We start from the raw sequence: 18,726 nt of genomic DNA, 5'->3' as shown, positions 1-18,726 counted from the left end.
TAGTATAACACTATTTTTATCTCTTTACGAACATTCTAATCGATATCTGGATTTTTCAAATCCTAGATAGAAAGTCTGTAACTAGACTAGTCATTTTCCTCTTTTTTAGCTTTCAAACCGAGTCCACCTAGAAGTCCAGCCAAGGCGAGTCCAAAGAATCCAATAGTAGCCATTGATGTTTGAGCTTCACCAGTATATGGAAGCATGTCTTTTTGGTCTTTCATTTTATCAGCCATCATTGGATTTGACGCCTTGTTATTAGCTACCATCTTGCCTTCATCAGACATTTTGCTTGGGGCTGCTGGAGCTTGGTCTTGTTTCATGCTTGGTGCTGCCATTGGCTGGCTAGCATCCATGGTTTTATCCTGCTCTTTGTTAGGCATCATCTTATCCTGGCTAGTAGCTGGCATTTGAGATTTCATCTCATCTTGATTGACACTTGGCATTTGAGCGTTCATCTTAGACGCATCTTGGTGACTATTCATCATTGGAGCCGGCATAGCTGAACCATTAGAAGATGGGACGAAGCCTGATTGCATCGGAGTAAGAGACTGATGTCCATTCAAGTTTACTGTCAAATCCTTAGTCGCTACGAGATTGCTCAAATCAGCCTTACCATCTTTCGCACCGTACACTTTGATAGTTGCCTTGTAACTTTGAGTGCCATTTTGTTTCAACAAGTCTAACAAATCTTTGTCTGATTTGCCTTGAGTACCTGCCAAGTCCACTTCATAGAAGTAAAGGCCTTTGCCCAATTTTTCTACTGGTGGAAGAGCGGGATTTTTAGCTGAACCGTTGTCTGACCATGGAGCCTTGTCTGAGGCCTTCAAAATAAGGCGAGTCAACATGCCGTCACCGGCGAAGAATTCATATGGGATGACTTGGTTGACACCGGCTGTGAATGGGCCAGGGAAGTTGGCTTTATCAAGGTAGCTAGCCGGAACATCTACTGTGTCTTTGGTATTGTCGGCTACACCTTTTTGCACTTCAGCTGGAGTAGTTAGGCCGTTCAAGTTGACATCCAAATCCTTAGTCGCTACGAGATTTGTCAAATCGGCTTTGCCATCTTTTGCGCCGTACACTTTAATAGTAGCTTTATAACTTTGAGTGCCGTTTTGTTTCAAAAGGTCAAGAAGCTCTTTATCTGATTTTCCTTGAGTTCCTGCCAAGTCCACTTCATAGAAGTAAAGGCCTTTGCCCAATTTTTCTACTGGTGGAAGAGCGGGATTTTTAGCTGAACCGTTGTCTGACCATGGAGCCTTGTCTGAGGCCTTCAAAATAAGGCGAGTCAACATGCCGTCACCGGCGAAGAATTCATATGGGATGACTTGGTTGACACCGGCTGTGAATGGGCCAGGGAAGTTGGCTTTATCAAGGTAGCTAGCCGGAACATCTACTGTGTCTTTGGTATTGTCGGCTACACCTTTTTGCACTTCAGCTGGAGTAGTTAGGCCGTTCAAGTTGACATCCAAATCCTTAGTCGCTACGAGATTTGTCAAATCGGCTTTGCCATCTTTTGCGCCGTACACTTTGATAGTAGCTTTGTAGCTTTGAGTGCCGTTTTGTTTCAAGAGGTCAAGAAGGTCTTTGTCAGATTTACCTTGAGTTCCTGCCAAATCTACTTCATAGAAGTAGAGGCCTTTGCCCAATTTTTCTACTGGTGGAAGAGCAGGATTTTTAGCCGAACCATTGTCTGACCATGGAGCCTTGTCTGAGGCTTTCAAGATAAGGCGGGTTAACATACCGTCACCAGCGAAGAATTCATATGGAATGACTTGGTTGACACCAGCTGTGAATGGGCCTGGGAAGTTAGCCTTGTCCAAGTAAGTAGCTGGAACATCTACTGTGTCTTTGGTATTGTCTGCCACACCTTTTTGAACTTCAGCTGGAGTGGTTAAGCCATTCAAGTTGACATCCAAATCCTTAGTCGCTACGAGGTTGCTCAAATCGGCCTTACCGTCTTTGGCACCGTATACCTTGATAGTAGCTTTATAGCTTTGAGTGCCGTTTTGTTTCAATAAGTCTAACAAATCTTTATCTGATTTACCTTGAGTTCCTGCCAAATCCACTTCGTAGAAATAGAGACCTTTACCTAAGTTTTCTACTGGTGGGAGAGCCGGATTTTTGGCTGAACCGTTATCTGACCATGGGGCCTTGTCTGAATCCTTCAAGATAAGACGAGTCAACATACCGTCACCGGCGAAGAATTCGTAAGGAATAACTTGGTTAACACCGGCTGTGAATGGGCCTGGGAAATTGGCTTTATCCAAGTAAGTAGCTGGGACATCTACTGTGTCTTTAGTATTATCGGCCACGCCCTTTTGCACTTCAGCTGGGGTGGTTGCTAGTTGCGCTTCATTTGCTTCACGGTCTTGTCCAGAAACTGTAGGCGCAGGATTTGTCGCAGGTTTAAGCGCATCTTCTGTTTCTTTCTTAGATTCTGGTTTTGCTTGCACTTCTTCTTTTGGCGCTACCACTTGGTCTTTATCAGCTACATTCACTTTTTCTGGAGAGCTTGTAGCATCCAAGCTTGCTTTAGGTGTTGAGTCTACCTGCTCTGATGGAAGAGCGGTATCGACTGCTTCTTTGAGAAGTTCTACTGGTAAGTCACTCTTTTCACTCACCGAAGTAGCATCTGGCACGACTTGGGCAGGGGTTGGATTGACCACATCGGCACGTACAGAACTTGGCTGACCAACTAGGACAAAAAAGCCACTGGCCACAACAACTGAGGCAACACCGACACTAAGACGGCGAATAGACCAACGAATATATCTTTGATTTGGATTGAATTTCATAGGATTCTCCTTAGAGTTTTTCTTTATTTGATGACTCTAGTATAATCTCCTAAAATTAAAAAGGATTAAGAAAAAGTTAAAATTTTTCTTAAATCCCTCTTATAAAATACTTATATTAATTAAATCCATAAACAGACTTGGTGATTTGATAGACAACATTGGAAAGTTTGCGAGCTGGCAAGACCGAATGTTTGGTCAAACGGCTGAGCATGGTCTTGCGAATGGCCTGAAAGACCTCTGGATTTTCCTGCTGAATATAGGTCCACAGCTCCCGTTTTTTGGCAAGATGCTCTGCTGTGCCTGCTCGGTTGAGCAAGGCACTGGAAATCACCGTCGTGATTTCAATATGATTCAGCAGATATTCTCGCATTTTGGGGTGGCTTACTTTAGATAAATCAAGCTGGTCTACTAAAAGACGATTGACCTTGAGTTGCTGGTCAATGCGCTTAATCATCACTTGCTCATTGACAGACTGGTCCTCACGCCCAATCAAATAACGATAGAAATCGACAGGCAGATAGTACATGGTCTTGACCTGCTGAAGGGGGGTAAAGACAAAGAGATTATCAACATAAAAGGTATGCTCAGGCAATTGGAACTGGCTCGCTCGCAACAAATCTGTCCGGTAAATCAGCGAGTGCATCATGATATACTGGCCTTTTGAGAAATTTCCGACCTGGTCCCAGCCAAAAATCTGTTGGACAGGCAAGACTGACTCGTAACTCATACTCTTCTTACGAGACTGACCTTCCTTTTCATAGACAAAATTGGTCACAAAGGCGTCAACCTCTTGCCCCTCACTCTCTAGTTCCTGCAAGGTTTCAAGAATTTTTAAATAGGCACGAGGATCCACCCAGTCATCACTATCAACTACTTTAAAATAACGACCAGAAGCCTCCGCTAAGCCGCGATTGACGGCACCCCCATGGCCTTTATTTTCCTGATAGATGGCTCTAACGATGTTAGGATACTTGCTGGCTAAACGCTCAGCGATTTCCTGAGTCTGATCCTGAGACCCATCATTGATAATCAAAATCTCAACTTGCTCACCACCAATCACTAGCGACTCCACACAGTAATGAAGATAGGCAGCGGCATTATAGCTAGGGATGGCGATAGACAATAACTTCATAATCTACTCCTTTAGGGGACTGATTTTTTCTTATACTCAATGAAAATCAAAGAGCAAACTAGGAAACTAGCCGCAGGTTGCTCAAAGCACTGTTGTGAGGTTGCAGATAAGACTGACGAAGTCAGCTCAAAACACTGTTTTGAGGTTGTGGATAGAACTGACGAAGTCAGTAACCATACCTACAGCAAGGCGACGTTGACGTGGTTTGAAGAGATTTTCGAAGAGTATTACTCTCTCTTGTTACTTCTTTCTATTCTACCATAAAGTCCAGCTTTTGAAGGACTTTTACTAGAATACAAGGGGCTTCTAGTCTCAATTGGAATACAGGTCTCTCTATTTGCTATTTTGGACATCAAAAAAGAGGGGATCCCCCTCCTTACGAATTTAATTCTGCCAAGTCATCTAGATACTGATTGTTAATGACCGCCAAGATATAGGCATCTGCTTTCAAGAGGTCATTAGGACCAAACTGGACATCCAGTGGTGAATTTTCTTGTTCACGGAATCCTAGGACATTGAGGTTGTATTTGCCACGTAGATCCAGCTGGCTCAGACTTTGACCTGCCCAAACACTCGGAATCTTCATCTCCACGATAGACACATTTTTATCCAGCTGAAAAACATCGACATTGTTATGAAAGAGAATGGTCTGCGCTAGGGACTGCCCCATTTCATACTCAGGTGAAATCACCGAGTCGGCACCGATTTTTTCTAGCACCTTCTTAGCTGTCTGGCTTTTGACCTTGACAATAACCCTTGGTACCCCTAGACTCTTACAATGCATAACTGCAAGCACACTCGACTCTAGATTTTCTCCTGTCGCTACTACAACCGTATCACAGGTATCAATTCCTGCAGTTCTGAGGAGTTCCTCGTCTGTAATATCGCCAACAACTCCACGCGCCAAAACTGGCTCAAATTGATTGATGCGCTCTGCGTGGTCGTCAATAGCAATGATATTCATATCTTGTTTGGCTAGGGCCGTCAGGACACTACTCCCGAAAATCCCCAAACCTAAAATTCCAATCGTACGATCTGACATCATTCTTCCTTTCTTATCCAATACTAATATCTGCTTTCATATACTGAATCAAATCTTTCTTATCAGGCTGGTAATCCGCTAGACTAACCAGCAAGGTCAAGGGACCGATACGGCCAATAAACATGAGCACCATGACAATGCTAAGAGCTAGCTTACCCAATTCTGGCGTCAGATTTGCCGTTACCCCAACTGTCGCAAGAGCTGAAATGGTCTCAAACATGAGGTAGATAAATCGCGGTGTTCCTTCTGCTGTAATTCCCAACAACATCAAGCCTAACAAGAAGGTCATCAAAAAAATAATGAAGACACTAAAGGATTTTTGGACTGTTCGAGCCTCAATGGTTCTCTGCGCAACATTGGCATGAGGCAAGCCCAGCAATTCACTACGCGCAAAAACCAACAAAACAAAGAAGGTCGTAATCTTGAGCCCCCCAGCCGTCCCTCCAGGCGCCCCACCCAGAAACATCTGTAGGATATAGATAAACAAGGTCACAGGCCGAGCTTGGGTGTAATCAATAGAAGCAAAACCAGCTGTTCTCATGCTGACGGTTTGGAAAAAACTAACCAGCACTTTCTCTGGGACACTAAGATTGCCAATGGTTCCAGGATTGTGCCACTCCGTAAAGAGTGTGGATACTGTCCCAAACAGCAAGATCCCTGCAGTCAAGAAGAGGACTAGTTTGGTGTGGAACCGCAGACGGCGTTTTTTCTTCTTGTCAAACTGGGTTGCCAAGTCAAACCAAACCATAAAGCCAAGACCACCTGTGATAATCAAGCCAACAATGACCAGATTGATCAAGGGATCCGTCTGAAAAGCCACTAAACTGCTACTGCCGAAATTATCAAAACCAGCATTACAAAAGGCTGAAATGGCTAAAAAGATAGAGGTGAAAATGCCTCGTCCCCAGCCAAACTCAGGAATAAAACGAAAACTTAGTAGAAAAGCACCCAAGCCCTCCACCAGAAAAGTTGTCAAAAAGATAGATCGCATAAATGCCTTCAGCGACCGAGTCTCCCCGTAACTGAAGCTCTCCTGAATGGTTTCACGACTGCGAAGACTAAGCTTTTGCTTCCCCTGAATATAAAAGACCCCGATAAAAGTCATGAGACCTAAGCCACCAATCTGTATCAAAAGCATACAAATCAACTGACCCCAGACATTATAGGTAGTAGCCACTGGTTGCGTAAAAAGGCCGGTTACACAGACCATAGACACCGTCGTAAAAAGATGGTCAAAATAAGTAGCCTGCGAGCCACTCGCCTGAACAAAAGGCAAACTCAAAAGGAGAGAACCTATAAAAATAACTCCAGCGAAACTTAAAAAGATACGACGAGCTGGTGAAAGTCCACCCAAGGTCCTTTCAATTTTTTTAACAAATAATTTGAATAACATACATCCATTGTACCATAAAAAGAAGGAGAGTAGCTATATCTGAGAAGTTATCTCAAGGCAGAGTTCCAAGGCCTTCTCGAAAGCTTCTGAACCCCAGTCACGACTATCGTACTGGTCCAAGTCTGCTAAGGAATCAGCTGTGAACAACAATTCTCCCCAGAGAACCCCACGCAATTGAGCTACTGCCGCAAGCGCAGAACACTCCATCTCCACAACAGTACAGCCTTCTTCCTTGCGATAAGCCACCTTTTCAGCCGTTTCTCGGTAAAAACCGTCTGTCGTCCAGGTCATGACTTCTTCATAGGGAATCCCTCTGGCTTCCAACACTCGCTCAATAGCAGCAATAGCCTCTGGCTGAATTTCCATATAACGAGAAGCTACCACATAGTGATAACTAACTCCTTCATCTCGCAGAGCCCGAACAGGGACTAGAAAGGCATTTTCTTCTATATCAGCCAGCACACCACAGGTTCCGGTGGAAATAATCTGCTCCACACCATAGCCAATCAACCAATCCATAAACTGGGCTGCTGGAGCTGAACCGACAGGAGCCTGAGCCAGGCAGACCTCCTCGCCCTTGTAGCTCACGACATAGACCGGATAGGACTTGGTAGCAGAAACGAATTCGCCGACACAGTCCGCCCCTACTTCCCTCGCATAGCGGTCAATCTCCTCACCTAAAAAAGCATAGACACACTTCTTTGGCAAGTGCAAGTCCAGCCCCTCGTGATTGGGCATGATGACCGCCTGAGGATTATCATCGAACTCTAAAATAGGAATCGCATGTTTCTGAATCATGACCCACCTCCTCTAATTTTGTACTATTGTATCAAAAGCTGACCGAGTGTCAAGGAGGAGGCTGATAAATTGAGGAGAAAAAGTATCTCACTTACGAGATGCTTTTAAATTGATCAATGAAGCAGACTTTCTAAGAGATAGAATAGGTAAATGTAGACTGGATAAAAAATGATGAAACCTACAAAAAAGAAACAACCTCTGCTGTTCCTTTTTACTTCTATTTAACAGGTATCTCCTTAATCACGCGCGCAGGATTACCAGCTAGGACAACGTTGTCGCCAAAGGACTTAGTGATTACAGCCCCTGCTCCAGCAACAACATTATTGCCCAGTGTTACTCCAGGAAGGACAATGACACCTCCTCCAGCCCAGAAATTATCTCCGATAGTGATGGGCTTGCCGTATTCCACACCTGAATTGCGTTCCTGCGGGTCCAATGGATGGAGGGGAGTCAAGAACTGACAGTTGGGACCAATCATAGCATTGTCCCCGATGCGAATCGGACAAACATCCAGCATGGTCAAGTTCCAATTAGAATAAAAATTTTCCCCTAGATGGATATTGACCCCATAATCGACCACCAGACGTGGATTAACATAAAGATTTTGTCCGGTTGACCCAAACCAAGCCTTGATGATTTCGGCTCCCTTCAAGGGATCTTCTTCCTTGTTAAAGGCAGATTGTTTTTGGCGAGAAGCCTGAGCTAAGGCTCTCAGTTCTGGGTCCGATGGACGATAAAACTCGCCTGCTATCATTTTCTGGTATTCACTAGTCATTGTATTCTTCTCCTTATTCCCTACTATCATATCAAATTTTCCACGTATCTGACTAGAATAAGGAGCACTTTCCACAATTGATGCTCTAATTGTCATCATATCCTGTCTAAGCGAATACGAGTCACGATTCCATCTGGGTCTGTGATTTCCAACTGGCTAGATGTCAGCCACTTGATTGGTGCATCAACTTCTTGTGCTCTCTGGGCAATCGTTAACAGTTCTTCTTTACGAGCGACTTCAATGACATAAAAGACTAAGCCTGGCAAGCCTTGCTTACGCGAAGCCAGATCTTTTCCTCCCCATTCGTTGACTGCCAAATGATGATGGTAATCTCCAGCAGCAATCCAACTAGCGCTAGGCACACTGAATTTATCCTCTAACCCTAACACCTTTTGATAAAACTGGCTGGACTTTCGACTATCCTTGACGGAAAGATGAATATGCCCCATTCTCGTACCTTCTGCCAGGATAAAGGGCTCTACTCTTTCCCCCAGCTCATAAATGTCCTGCGCCGCAAGAGCCTCCGTCACTCCGATAATGCGTCCATCTTCTCGAATATCCCATGTGGAAACCGGCTTATCTCGATAGAGTTCAATGCCATTTCCCTCCAAATCCTCCAAGTAAAGGGCCTCACTGTAACCATGGTCTGCTCCGCCGACAAGAGGAATCTGTAAATCTGTCAGGTGTTTTAAGACATCTGCCAAAGCCTTGCGTGTCGGCAAGAGAATAGTCAGGTGGTAAAGACCATAATGTTCCCTTACTTCACTGCTCTCTTGTGCTTGAACCAAGTGTACCAAGGATTTTCCTCCAAGTCCCAGAACGACCTCTGTCTCAGTTTGAGATAAGATTTCTAAACCAATAATTTGCTGATAAAAGGCTGTTTGACTTGCCAAATCCTTTACATTCAAAACTGCCTCTGCTAAATAAATGTGGCTCTTGTATTCATAGGTCATAAATGGTCCTCTTTCTCAGTTGTAATTATTTTTATTACATCTATTATATAATTCCCATCAAGAAAGTCAAGCCAGACAACTTGAGGCCTCTATTCTAACAAAAAGAGGTCAATGTTCGCCATCAACCTCTTTCTTATTGTTCATTCTTTTCCTAAGTAAGATGAATACTTTACCTATAATTTGCTATCTACAGACTAGTTTACCCATTCACCATTTCCATTTACTTTATAACCGTCTGGTGTTGTTGTGCTGACTGCCAAAGCTCCAGAGCCATATGCATAATACCAGTATTGGCCAACTTTAAACCAACCTGTCTTCATGATACCAGACGCATCAAGGTAGTACCAAACTCCATTTTCTTTGAGCCAACCTGTCTTCATAGCTCCTGAGCCATCAAAGTAGAACCATCGATTTCCGTCTGTACCCCAGCCTGTAAACATAGCACCTGAGCTACTCAAGTAATACCAGCTACCATCTACTTTTACAAATCCTGTCTGCATGACACCTAGGTCATCCAAGTAGTACCATTTACCACCCGTTTTCACCCAGCCTGTCTTCAGATCACCAGACTCATAGAAATACCATTTTCCATCTGTTTTCACCCAACCAGATTGGTCTGAACTAGAAGTTCTAAATTCTTTCAGCGCTTTTTCAACTACGACTGCTTTATTTTTAACTGTTGACAAGTTAGATGAAGTCACTTCTGCATACTGGATAGCCGGACCGTAACTTCCTACCAATTCTTCTGAAGTAGCAGCATCACCAAAAGCCTGAGCAATCGTTACGGCATTATATGGGTTATTTGGGTTCTTAAAGGCAGCAATCCCCATATGTGTAAATTTAGGGCTAATCAAAGTTTCATAATGACCAGAGCCACCTTTTGCTGAACCACCTGATTTTTTCTTCACGTAGTCTGCTTTTTCAGCACGCCATTGTTCAAGAGCTTTTAGAAAACCATCATGGTTCCAACCCAAGTTTTCTCCTAGTACACTGTTTCCTGATGGGAAGGCGCTCCAGATTTCTTTACCAGAAAGACGAGTATGGTCCATGGTTACAGAAGCTTCTGCAGCTCTGGCAAAAGCTGCCTTTTCTAGGTCAGTCGACCATTTGATAGGGACATACTTATCTACCAAACCTTCGTCAGCTGCCTCTTTACGGATAGCATTGATGGCATCTAAGATAGCTTGTTGGTCTGGAGTCAAAAATTCTCCCTTTAATCCAACCAAAACATTGCCACTAGCAGGGTTAAGCACTTCTGAGCTCAAGACATTTTCATTTCTACCATCTGCAGATTGTGTTGCCACAAGTCTGTCATTGGCAAAAACATCATTTGTCAAAACTGCTCCAGCTAAAGTCAAAGCCAAGGCGCTAGCAAATACAATTTTCTTCATTTTTTCTCCTTTTATCCTTTAGATAGGACAGGTATTTTCAATATTAAATTATATCATATTTTCCTATTCTTTGCCCATTTCTACTAATGTTATAAGGTAAATACTATTCCCCAAAAAGTAGAAATTCCTATCCTTTTATTTCACAACAAGTTCATAACGTGTCTTGCTTGTAAAGGTTTGACCTGCTTTGAGAATGACTTGGTCTTTGAAATCACTGTGAATGGCATCTGGTAAAGCTTGCGCTTCAAGAGCAATCCCATTGTGCTGTACCATTGGCTGACCTCCTATGATGACACTTTCATCCACAAAGTTTGCTGTGTAGACTACAAAACAAGAAGCCTCTGTCTTGAAAAGCAGGAAGCGACCTGAATTTTGGTCATAAAGGAATCCAGCATTGTCATGACCTGCAGGAAGGGCAAATGGATGATCCAAACCTGATACCAGCTGGATTTGCTCATCGTCCTCTGCAAAGATGTCTTTCAACAAGGCACCATTGTAGATGTGTTTGACCACATCACGATTGGAATCTGGAGTTTTGGCCGGAACACCGTCGGGAGCGATTGGATAAATGCCCTCTGTGTTTAGCTGGAAGACATGGCGGTCAATCGTCTGCGTGAAATCACCAGACAAGTTGAAGTAGCTGTGATTGGTTGGATTGACCAGCGTATCCTGATCGGTCGTTACCTTGTAGCTGATTTCGTAGGCACCAGTTTCTTCTAAGTGGTAACTTATCCAAATCTTGAGATTTCCAGGAAATCCTCCTGTCCCATCTGTGCGCTCTGTGTAGAGAGTCAAGCCATGGTCGCTCACTTCAACTAGTTCAAACAAGCTCGAATCCCAACCTGTTGAACCACTGTGGTTACAGTTGCTAGCATTGTTGACTTCAAGGTCATAAGTCTGGCCATTGAGCTCAAATGTCGCACCTGCAATACGGCCTGCCACAGGACCTACGCTAGCTCCATGCTTGGGGCTATTGCCTACATAGCTAGCAAAGTCATCAAACCCCAAGATAACGTTGGCAAAATTTCCAGCCTTGTCAGGCGTGACATAGCGCAAGATAGTCGCACCATAAGTCATGACTTCAAGCTGGTAGCCACCGTCCGTCTCAAAACGATAGGCCAAGACATCCTTGCCCTCAACATTTCCAAATACACGCTCTGTGTATGCTTTCATTCTCTTCTCCTTTTACTATTTCTCTCAAGCAAACAAACCATAGAAAGCCTACCGACAATCTATGGTTTATCTGATAATTTACAAACTCCTTTATCAAGAATCTATAAACGCAGTATTACTTTTGATATTCGTGGATGATAACACCTTGTACCACACGGTTTACTGTACCTGTAGGAGACGGTGTATCTGGTTTATTTTCTACCTTGAGTGAAGTCAATAGGGCAAAGAGTTGGGCATAAACGATGTAAGGGAAGACACGGTAAATATCATTCAAGACACCGCCACAACCAAGGGCCACTTCTTTGACATTTTCAAGACCAAAGGCTTGATCACTCAAAAGTACAACACGACGAGCAATCTGATCACCAGCAACTTCACGAACCAGGTCCAAGTCGTACTTACGAGTGTAGTCTGTTGTAGTACCAAAGACCAAAACAACTGTATCTTCGTTGATAAGAGATTTTGGACCGTGACGGAAGCCAACTGGACTTTCATACATGGTCGCCACTTGGCCAGCTGTCAATTCCAAAATCTTGAGCTGAGCTTCATGAGCAAGGCCAAAGAAAGGACCAGCGCCTAGATAGATGACACGGTTAAAGTCTAGGTCAACAAGTTCTTTGACATCTTCTGCATTGTCTAGAATTTTACGGGCAAGACTAGATACAACTTCAAAACGTTCAGCTTTAACAGCAAATTCTGTAGGATCAAAGACCAAGAGAGCTGTTAGCATCATAGAGGTAAAGCTAGAAGTCATGGCAAATCCAGCGTCATTAGAAGCAGCTGGTTGCAAGAGCAAGAGATTTCGGTCATCGCCGTGAGCTTGAAGAGCCAATTTACCGTCCGCTGCACAAGTAATCGTCACTTGATAAAGCTCATCCACCAAGGCTTTAGCCAAATCAACAGTTGCCACACTTTCAGGCGAATTTCCACTACGAGCAAAAGATACAAGGACAGTCGCCACATCTTTTTTCAAATAAGTTTCTGGATTGGCAACGATATCAGTTGTCGCAATAGCATTGAAATTCCATTTGCGTTCGTCATAGGCTTCCTTAAAGTATGGTACCAAGGTATCTCCCACATAAGCAGAAGTCCCCGCACCTGTCAAAATAACCTTGATATAGTCATGTTTATCCGCAATCCCTTGTAGAAAGGCTGCAATTTCTTCACGTTGTGCTTGATAAGATTCAAAAGCTTCTTTCCATACATCAGGTTGTTGGTAGATTTCACGCGTAGTGATTTCTGCACCCAATTCGAGCAAGTCTTCTTTTGTATAATGTAGCATTGAATTCCTCTTTTTCTATTAAATATGGGAATGGGAGTAAGCCCCATTCCCATGTATATTCTATATAAAATGCTCTAACGATTTTCACGTTGTCACATCGTATACTCAATGAAAATCAAAGAGCAAACTAGGAAACTAGCCGCAGGCTGCTCAAAGCACTACTTTGAGGTTGCAGATAGAACTGACGAAGTCAGCTCAAAACACCGTTTTGAGGTTGTAGATAGAACTGACGAAGTCAGTAACATATATACGGCAAGGCGACGTTGACGTAGTTTGAATTTGATTTTCGAAGAGTATTATTCATCTTCGTCATCATCGAATCCCGCTAACAGGTCATTGACTTTCACAATGCTTTCTGCAGCACGGTTCTTATAGTCCGCATCTGCACCTGTAAGGCTAGCATTGATAAATTCAATCACCATTGGCAGATTCATTCCTGCATAAAGGTCAATATCACGACCTTCCATAATCAAACGGCTTACCACGTTACATGGTGTTCCACCGAGAAGATCTGCAAAGACTAGGAAATCATCCAACCCTTCGATAGCAGCTTCAAATTTTGCAGTAAATTCTTCTGGGCCATCTTCTGGAAGAAGAGCCACTGCATGAATGTTATCTTGTGGGCCCATAATCATTTCTGTACTGCCTTTAAGCTCCTCACAGAAGCGACCATGGCTGACCAAAATTAATGATTTTACCATAAAACTTATTTAGGTCCCATTCCAAATGCAAAGTGACCAAGGGCAGAAAGACCTACTGCAAGAGCGATAATGATACCGATAGCTTTAGTAGAAGTCATACCTTTCTTACCAAGCAACCAGAAGATAAAGGCAGTAAAGATTGCTGGAAGCAAACGTGGGAAGATTTGGTTCAAGATGTCTTGGAAATCAATCATCTTTTCACCGATTGGCAACTTGTAAGAAATTTCAAAGTTGATCATTGTGGCTACAAGAGCACCCATCATGAAGACACCCAGTACAGATGCAGCGTCAATCAAAGCTGTCAATGTACTTTGCATGTTGTTGATAAGGTTAACCCCTTCTTTGTAGGCAAATTCCAACTGTTTCCAACGGAAGATGTCATACGCTACTGCAACTGCAATCCAAAGGAAGATACCCCAAGGTTGGCCAGCGATAGCCATAGTTGCTGCGATAGATCCCATGATAGCAGGTACAAGCGAACCAAAGATTGTATCTCCAAGAGGAGCAAATGGTCCCATCAAACCTGTCTTGATACCGTTAACGGCATCTTTTGAACCTACACCATCTTTTTCTTCCATTGCAAGGTCAAAACCAGCGATAATAGTGTGGAAGAATGGTGAAGTATTGAAGAATTGAGTATGAACTTTCATCATTTCTTTCAACTCAGGAGTGCCATCCCCATACATTTTACGCAATTGAGGCAAGATCATGTAAAGGTAACCAGAAGCTTGCATACGTTCGTAGTTCCAACCTAATTGGAAAGTAAACAAGCTACGTTTGTTGATTTGATTAAAATCTTCTTTTGTAAGTTTGTAATTAGAATTCGTCATCTTCGATTTCCCCACTTTCTGATGGTGTAGAAGGTGCTGCCACAGCTACTTTTTGGCTATTTTTGAAGTGAAGCACTGCAAGGAAGATACCTACGATAGAGATACCAATCATAGACAAACCTTTGAAGTTGTTCACGAAACCAATTTTTTCAGCAACATCTTTCGGTAGAGTACCTACGATGCCAGCAACAGCGCCACCAAGACCTGTTACATATGAGTAAAGAACAGTCAACATAGCTGTCAAACCAAATCCCATAGCAAGGTAGTGAAGGTTACGTTTAACTGGAAGGTAACGAAGCAAGATTGCAAATCCAAGACCTGGAAGCATACGTCCTGCGAGTGTCAAACCATCTGCAACCCATTGGTATTTTGTAACGAAATCTACTACGTGTTGTACAAATTCACCACCAAAGGCAAGGGCAAAGAAGACTGGAAGGGCACGAGATAGAGCCCAAGGAATCGCACCAAGTAGGTAGTTACGTTCAATACCTTTATAGTCAAAGCGTTCGATTGCAGCATCCACACGGTGAGCGAAGAAAGTAGTTGTCATACGTCCAAGAACGTCGAAGTAAGTCAAGAGAGCTGCTACTGGCACAGCGATTGTTGTAATCGCAAGTGCGGTATCGATACCTTGTGAAACAGAGAAAGCTGTCGCAAGAACCGCACCAGAAGTTGCGTCGATACGAGAAGCACCACCGAAGGTACCAACCCCAAGAACGAATAATTGCAAGTTACCACCGATAAGTAGACCAGTAGTCAAATCTCCCATAATCAAACCGGTAATGAAACCAGCAAATACAGGGGAACCTGCAGATGAAACGATCGTCAACTCATCACAGATTTGATAAGCTGAGTACAAAGTGAGAAGTAAAATTTGCCACCATTGTATCATAACAATGACCTCCTAAAAATTTTTTCCTATTTTAATAAGCTCAAAAAGTCTGAAATTGGATCATTTGGAACCATTTGAGCAGTAAGTTTAACACCTTTTTCTGCCAATTTGTGGAAGTCTTCCACATCCTTGTCTACCACGTTAATAGAACGTGTAATGGCACGAGTTTCTGGTGTTTGAGACATATTCCCAACATTGAGAGTTTCAAGTGGTACACCTGCTTCGACCAAACCAAGGAAGCGGTCTGGCTTACGAGCCACGATAAAGAGACGTTGGCTATCGTATTTTCCAGCAAGAATATTGGCTGCCGCTTTTTCAATTGGCAAAATACTCAATTTCACACCTGGTGGTGTCGCAAGTTTCAAACCACTCTTTTCAACGTCGTTGTTGACCACTTCGTCATCTACAACCATAATACGTGAAACATTTAGTTTTCCAGCCCAAAGATTGGCTACTTGTCCGTGGATCAAACGTCCATCGATACGGCATCCTACAATTGTCATAAGTTTTCCCCCTTTATATGTTTTAGTGTAGGTTTACGAGTTAAATGAATCTCTTCTTTATATTCACCCTCTGTCTCAAAGATAATGATGCGGTTTGCACCTTCCTTGAGGTAGCTATGAGGAATATAAAGCGAGAGGGTCGGGCCGACGTTCCAAAAACGTCCTAGATTCTGCCCATTGACAAAGGCAACTCCCTTACCAAACTCAGACAAGTCTAGGTAAGTATCTTTTGGCTCTTGGACTGTAAAGTCATAAGCGTAAAAGGCTGGTTGTCCTTCTGTCCATCCTTTTGAAAAATCAATTTTCTCAGGATTATCTAGTGGGAGTGGATAGTGTTTCCAGTTTAGTAAGAAGTGCAAATCCTTACAAACCCCTGTCCGAATTCCCTTACGTTGCGTATCCGCTAAGAACTTGTGTCCATAGTTGACACGCCCCATATTTTCTACCAAGATATCCAATCTAGATAGCGCTTTCTTTTTACCTTGATAAAAAATATCTTCCCCAATCTCTGTCTGATATTGGGTTTCGACCCACTGACCATCGACATAAAGCTGAGCCCTATCTCGACCATCAATGATACGAAGTCTTTCTTCTTCTGCATCCCAGTTTGTTTCTGTTCGATAGAGTAGATAGCCATAGCTTTGTCCCAACTCCTCCATCTTTTTAGGATAGAGGCTTTCTACTGGACTAGATAAGCTATCTAAGGTTTCAAACAAGGAAACTTTTTCAACTAGTGGAATAGCATCCAACTCCATACTCTCTTTGTAGAGTGGTTCCAACTGCGGATACTCTGGAAAATGTGTCGCCATCATCTTCTTGACTGCCAGATATTTGGCAGTTGGATTTCCTTCCTCATCTAGAAGGGCATCGTAATCATAAGATGTAACTTGTGGCAGGTCCAAAGTCCCTCGAGCTGAGCAACCATTCATGAAGCCAAAGTTTGTACCACCGTGGAACATGTAAAGATTGATAGAGCCTTGTTCCAAAACTTCTCGAACTGCATCTGCCAACTCTTTTGGATCCCGTGTGATAATCGGTTCTTTCCAACGATTGAACCAGCCGTCCCAGAACTCCATACACATGAGCGGCCATTTCTTGCCATGCTCATCAAAGAATTCCTGCATCTGTGAAAAGTTATAAGGTGCCTTAGAACCAAAGTTTCCTGTTACAAAGAGGTCATCTTCGATTAAGGTTCCAGCTTTCAGAGTAGCTCTCCATGGACCATCTGATGTAAAGAGAGGACAGGTTACGCCACGCTCTTCCATCAACTGTCGAATTGCTCTCAGATAAGCCTTATCTTCTCCATAAGAACCATACTCATTTTCAACCTGCATCATGAGGATATTGCCACCATTGTCCAACAAATGTGGAACCAATCGTGACAAGAGCTGGTCATAGTAGCGACCAACAGCTTCAATATAGGCAGGATCTGAGGAACGAAGCCTCATATCTTTGGTTAAAAGCCAAGCTGGTAAGCCACCGAATTCCCACTCCGCACAGATGAAGGGTGACGGACGAACGATAGCGTAGAGACCCAAATCTTGTGCTGTCTGAAGAAATCGCTCCAAATCCAGAGCTCCTTCAAAGTGAAACTCACCCTCACGAGGCTCGTGTAAATTCCAGGCCACATAAGTCTCTACTGTATTAAAACCAAGAGCCTTCAAGTTATAGAGCGAATGATACCAATCTTCTGGAGGAACCCTAAAATAATGAATGGCGCCAGATAAAATCTTAAATGATTTTCCATCGAGATAAAAATCATCCCGTATCTCAAATCGTGTCATATTCTTACCTTCTGACAACTAAAGTTTACGCTTTCATTTGTTGATATAGTAAATATATCTCAATATCTTGCATTTGTCAATAGGTTTTCACATATTTTTCATTTTTCACTAACTTTTACACAAAAAACTTATGAAAATCTTGTAATTTAGGTAATTAGAGTCATCAAAATAGCATGTATAAAAATGTGTGGTTTTCTATTAATTTCTATATAAACTAACTTTATGAGCTATTATTCTAAATTTTTTATTCAAAAGACTACTATTCTTTCCAGTTTTATGGTAGAATCTTTAACGGAGAATGAAAATCGAGGTGAAAATATGGCAATTCCAAAGTATCAATATATTAAAGATGAGTTAAAGAACAAAATCATTTCTGGTCAATTTGCCAGTGGCGATAAATTCTACACTGAAGCTGAATTGATTGCAATGTATGATGTGAGTTCTATCACAGTTGTCCGCGCCTTAAACGACCTTGCCAAGGATGGCTATATTGTCCGTCAACAAGGAAAGGGTACATTCGTTTCACGCGCACGCAAACACAAACTCGTAGAGTTTTCAGATGTAGAAGTTTTTGAAACTAAAGATGATAAAGTTACCGTCCTTTCTATTGAGCGTGGAAACAAACTAAGCTACTTAGAAAAACTTGGACTACGCGGAGATCAGTTCTACTACAAGATTGAACGCGTTCGCGAAACAGGTGGTGTTGTGTACATCTACCATACATCTTATGTTCCAGAACAATACATCAACGCAAATTATCCAAATCTTGAATATTATAGCTCTATCTATAACCGTTTCAAATTGGATTACCACATTCACATGAATGATGAACATTTTGAAGAAATCAATGAAATAGCATTTCCAACTCCAGAACATGCGGCTTCGGTCCTCGGGGTCGATGAGCAATTCCCAACCGTTTTACAAACCAAGACTACTAAACTAGAGTCTACTGGTCAAGTTCTCGCATACAGCGAAACATATAAACGAGCAGATTACTACAAAATCAAATTCATTTCATGTGACCGTGATCACTAAGAAGAAAGCCTAAGCCTTGCTTGGGCTTTTTCTATGCTTATTATACCATACCAAAAAGGTAGCGCTTACCTAATTTTGGAAGATTCTATAATTTGTGGAATATTTTATAGAAATAGGACCAAAAAAATTCTACTAAGTATATATATGTTTCTTTTCCTACCAATCTGAAATCTTAAGCTTAAATTTTATATTTTTTTATACTTATTATAGTTTTTTATCATCTCCTCTTGACTCTTATTAATAT

Annotated in this window: 17 protein-coding genes; 2 read left to right on the top strand and 15 right to left on the bottom strand. The window is 42.5% G+C overall.

The window, feature by feature from the left end; translation table 11 throughout:
• Positions 1-86 precede the first annotated feature (86 nt).
• Both N8L39_RS07355 and N8L39_RS07350 read right to left on the bottom strand, forming a co-directional pair.
• Positions 87-2,798 (bottom strand): SSURE domain-containing protein, encoded by a 2,712-nt coding sequence (locus N8L39_RS07355; RefSeq protein WP_261010557.1) that lies wholly within the window; start codon positions 2,796-2,798, stop codon positions 87-89.
• A gap of 115 nt (positions 2,799-2,913) precedes the next feature.
• A complete protein-coding gene (locus tag N8L39_RS07350) occupies positions 2,914-3,930 on the bottom strand; it encodes a glycosyltransferase family 2 protein (RefSeq protein WP_023944044.1) in 1,017 nt (338 codons plus the stop codon).
• A 39-nt stretch (positions 3,931-3,969) separates the two neighbouring features.
• On the opposite strand from N8L39_RS07350, the gene N8L39_RS07345 reads away from it, so the two are divergent.
• A complete protein-coding gene (locus N8L39_RS07345; RefSeq protein WP_261039345.1) occupies positions 3,970-4,194 on the top strand; it encodes a hypothetical protein in 225 nt (74 codons plus the stop codon).
• Between the two features lie 112 nt (positions 4,195-4,306).
• Here the strand turns inward: N8L39_RS07345 and N8L39_RS07340 are convergent, their stop codons facing one another.
• From N8L39_RS07340 to N8L39_RS07280, 13 genes are all read right to left on the bottom strand, one after another.
• Entirely contained in the window at positions 4,307-4,972 is a 666-nt protein-coding gene (locus N8L39_RS07340) for a potassium channel family protein (RefSeq protein ID WP_084923581.1), read from the bottom strand.
• Between the two features lie 13 nt (positions 4,973-4,985).
• A complete protein-coding gene (locus tag N8L39_RS07335) occupies positions 4,986-6,365 on the bottom strand; it encodes a TrkH family potassium uptake protein (RefSeq protein WP_261010556.1) in 1,380 nt (459 codons plus the stop codon).
• 33 nt (positions 6,366-6,398) lie between these two features.
• Positions 6,399-7,163 carry a nucleoside phosphorylase gene (locus N8L39_RS07330; protein ID WP_261010555.1) on the bottom strand — a complete coding sequence of 255 codons (765 nt, stop codon included), beginning with the start codon at positions 7,161-7,163 and terminating at the stop codon, positions 6,399-6,401.
• A 217-nt stretch (positions 7,164-7,380) separates the two neighbouring features.
• Positions 7,381-7,938: a sugar O-acetyltransferase gene (locus N8L39_RS07325; protein ID WP_261010554.1), complete on the bottom strand. Its 558-nt coding sequence runs from the start codon at positions 7,936-7,938 to the stop codon at positions 7,381-7,383.
• Positions 7,939-8,033: 95 nt separating this feature from the next.
• Positions 8,034-8,891, bottom strand: coding sequence for a VOC family protein (locus tag N8L39_RS07320; RefSeq protein WP_261010553.1), 858 nt, complete (start codon positions 8,889-8,891; stop codon positions 8,034-8,036).
• Between the two features lie 194 nt (positions 8,892-9,085).
• Positions 9,086-10,282, bottom strand: a complete 1,197-nt coding sequence (locus tag N8L39_RS07315; RefSeq protein WP_049546421.1) for a CAP domain-containing protein — start codon at positions 10,280-10,282, stop codon at positions 9,086-9,088.
• Positions 10,283-10,417: 135 nt separating this feature from the next.
• Positions 10,418-11,455, bottom strand: coding sequence for an aldose epimerase family protein (locus N8L39_RS07310; protein ID WP_261010552.1), 1,038 nt, complete (start codon positions 11,453-11,455; stop codon positions 10,418-10,420).
• A gap of 115 nt (positions 11,456-11,570) precedes the next feature.
• Positions 11,571-12,737, bottom strand: coding sequence for an SIS domain-containing protein (locus N8L39_RS07305; RefSeq protein ID WP_261010551.1), 1,167 nt, complete (start codon positions 12,735-12,737; stop codon positions 11,571-11,573).
• 296 nt (positions 12,738-13,033) lie between these two features.
• Entirely contained in the window at positions 13,034-13,438 is a 405-nt protein-coding gene (locus N8L39_RS07300; RefSeq protein WP_080710435.1) for a PTS sugar transporter subunit IIA, read from the bottom strand.
• Positions 13,439-13,443: 5 nt separating this feature from the next.
• Positions 13,444-14,268, bottom strand: coding sequence for a PTS system mannose/fructose/sorbose family transporter subunit IID (locus tag N8L39_RS07295; RefSeq protein ID WP_125455962.1), 825 nt, complete (start codon positions 14,266-14,268; stop codon positions 13,444-13,446).
• On the bottom strand, positions 14,255-15,160 hold the full coding sequence (locus N8L39_RS07290) for a PTS mannose/fructose/sorbose/N-acetylgalactosamine transporter subunit IIC (RefSeq protein WP_261010550.1): 906 nt from the start codon (positions 15,158-15,160) through the stop codon (positions 14,255-14,257). Before N8L39_RS07290 ends, N8L39_RS07295 begins: the two co-directional genes overlap by 14 nt.
• 26 nt (positions 15,161-15,186) lie before the next feature.
• Positions 15,187-15,663 carry a PTS sugar transporter subunit IIB gene (locus N8L39_RS07285; RefSeq protein ID WP_000156970.1) on the bottom strand — a complete coding sequence of 159 codons (477 nt, stop codon included), beginning with the start codon at positions 15,661-15,663 and terminating at the stop codon, positions 15,187-15,189.
• The gene (locus N8L39_RS07280; protein ID WP_261010549.1) at positions 15,660-17,447 is read right to left on the bottom strand and encodes a glycoside hydrolase family 35 protein; all 1,788 of its coding nucleotides are present in this window, start codon (positions 17,445-17,447) and stop codon (positions 15,660-15,662) included. Before N8L39_RS07280 ends, N8L39_RS07285 begins: the two co-directional genes overlap by 4 nt.
• A 318-nt stretch (positions 17,448-17,765) precedes the next feature.
• Here N8L39_RS07280 and N8L39_RS07275 point away from each other — a divergent pair, with 318 nt between their 5' ends.
• Positions 17,766-18,482, top strand: a complete 717-nt coding sequence (locus N8L39_RS07275; protein ID WP_125410090.1) for a GntR family transcriptional regulator — start codon at positions 17,766-17,768, stop codon at positions 18,480-18,482.
• Positions 18,483-18,726: the final 244 nt, after the last annotated feature.

The sequence above is a fragment of the Streptococcus mitis genome, from assembly GCF_946190285.1.
In the GTDB taxonomy this organism is placed as follows: Bacteria; Bacillota; Bacilli; order Lactobacillales; family Streptococcaceae; genus Streptococcus; species Streptococcus mitis_CP.
Note: the sequence above shows the minus strand (reverse complement) of the source record. Positions and strands in the feature narration are given on the sequence as shown.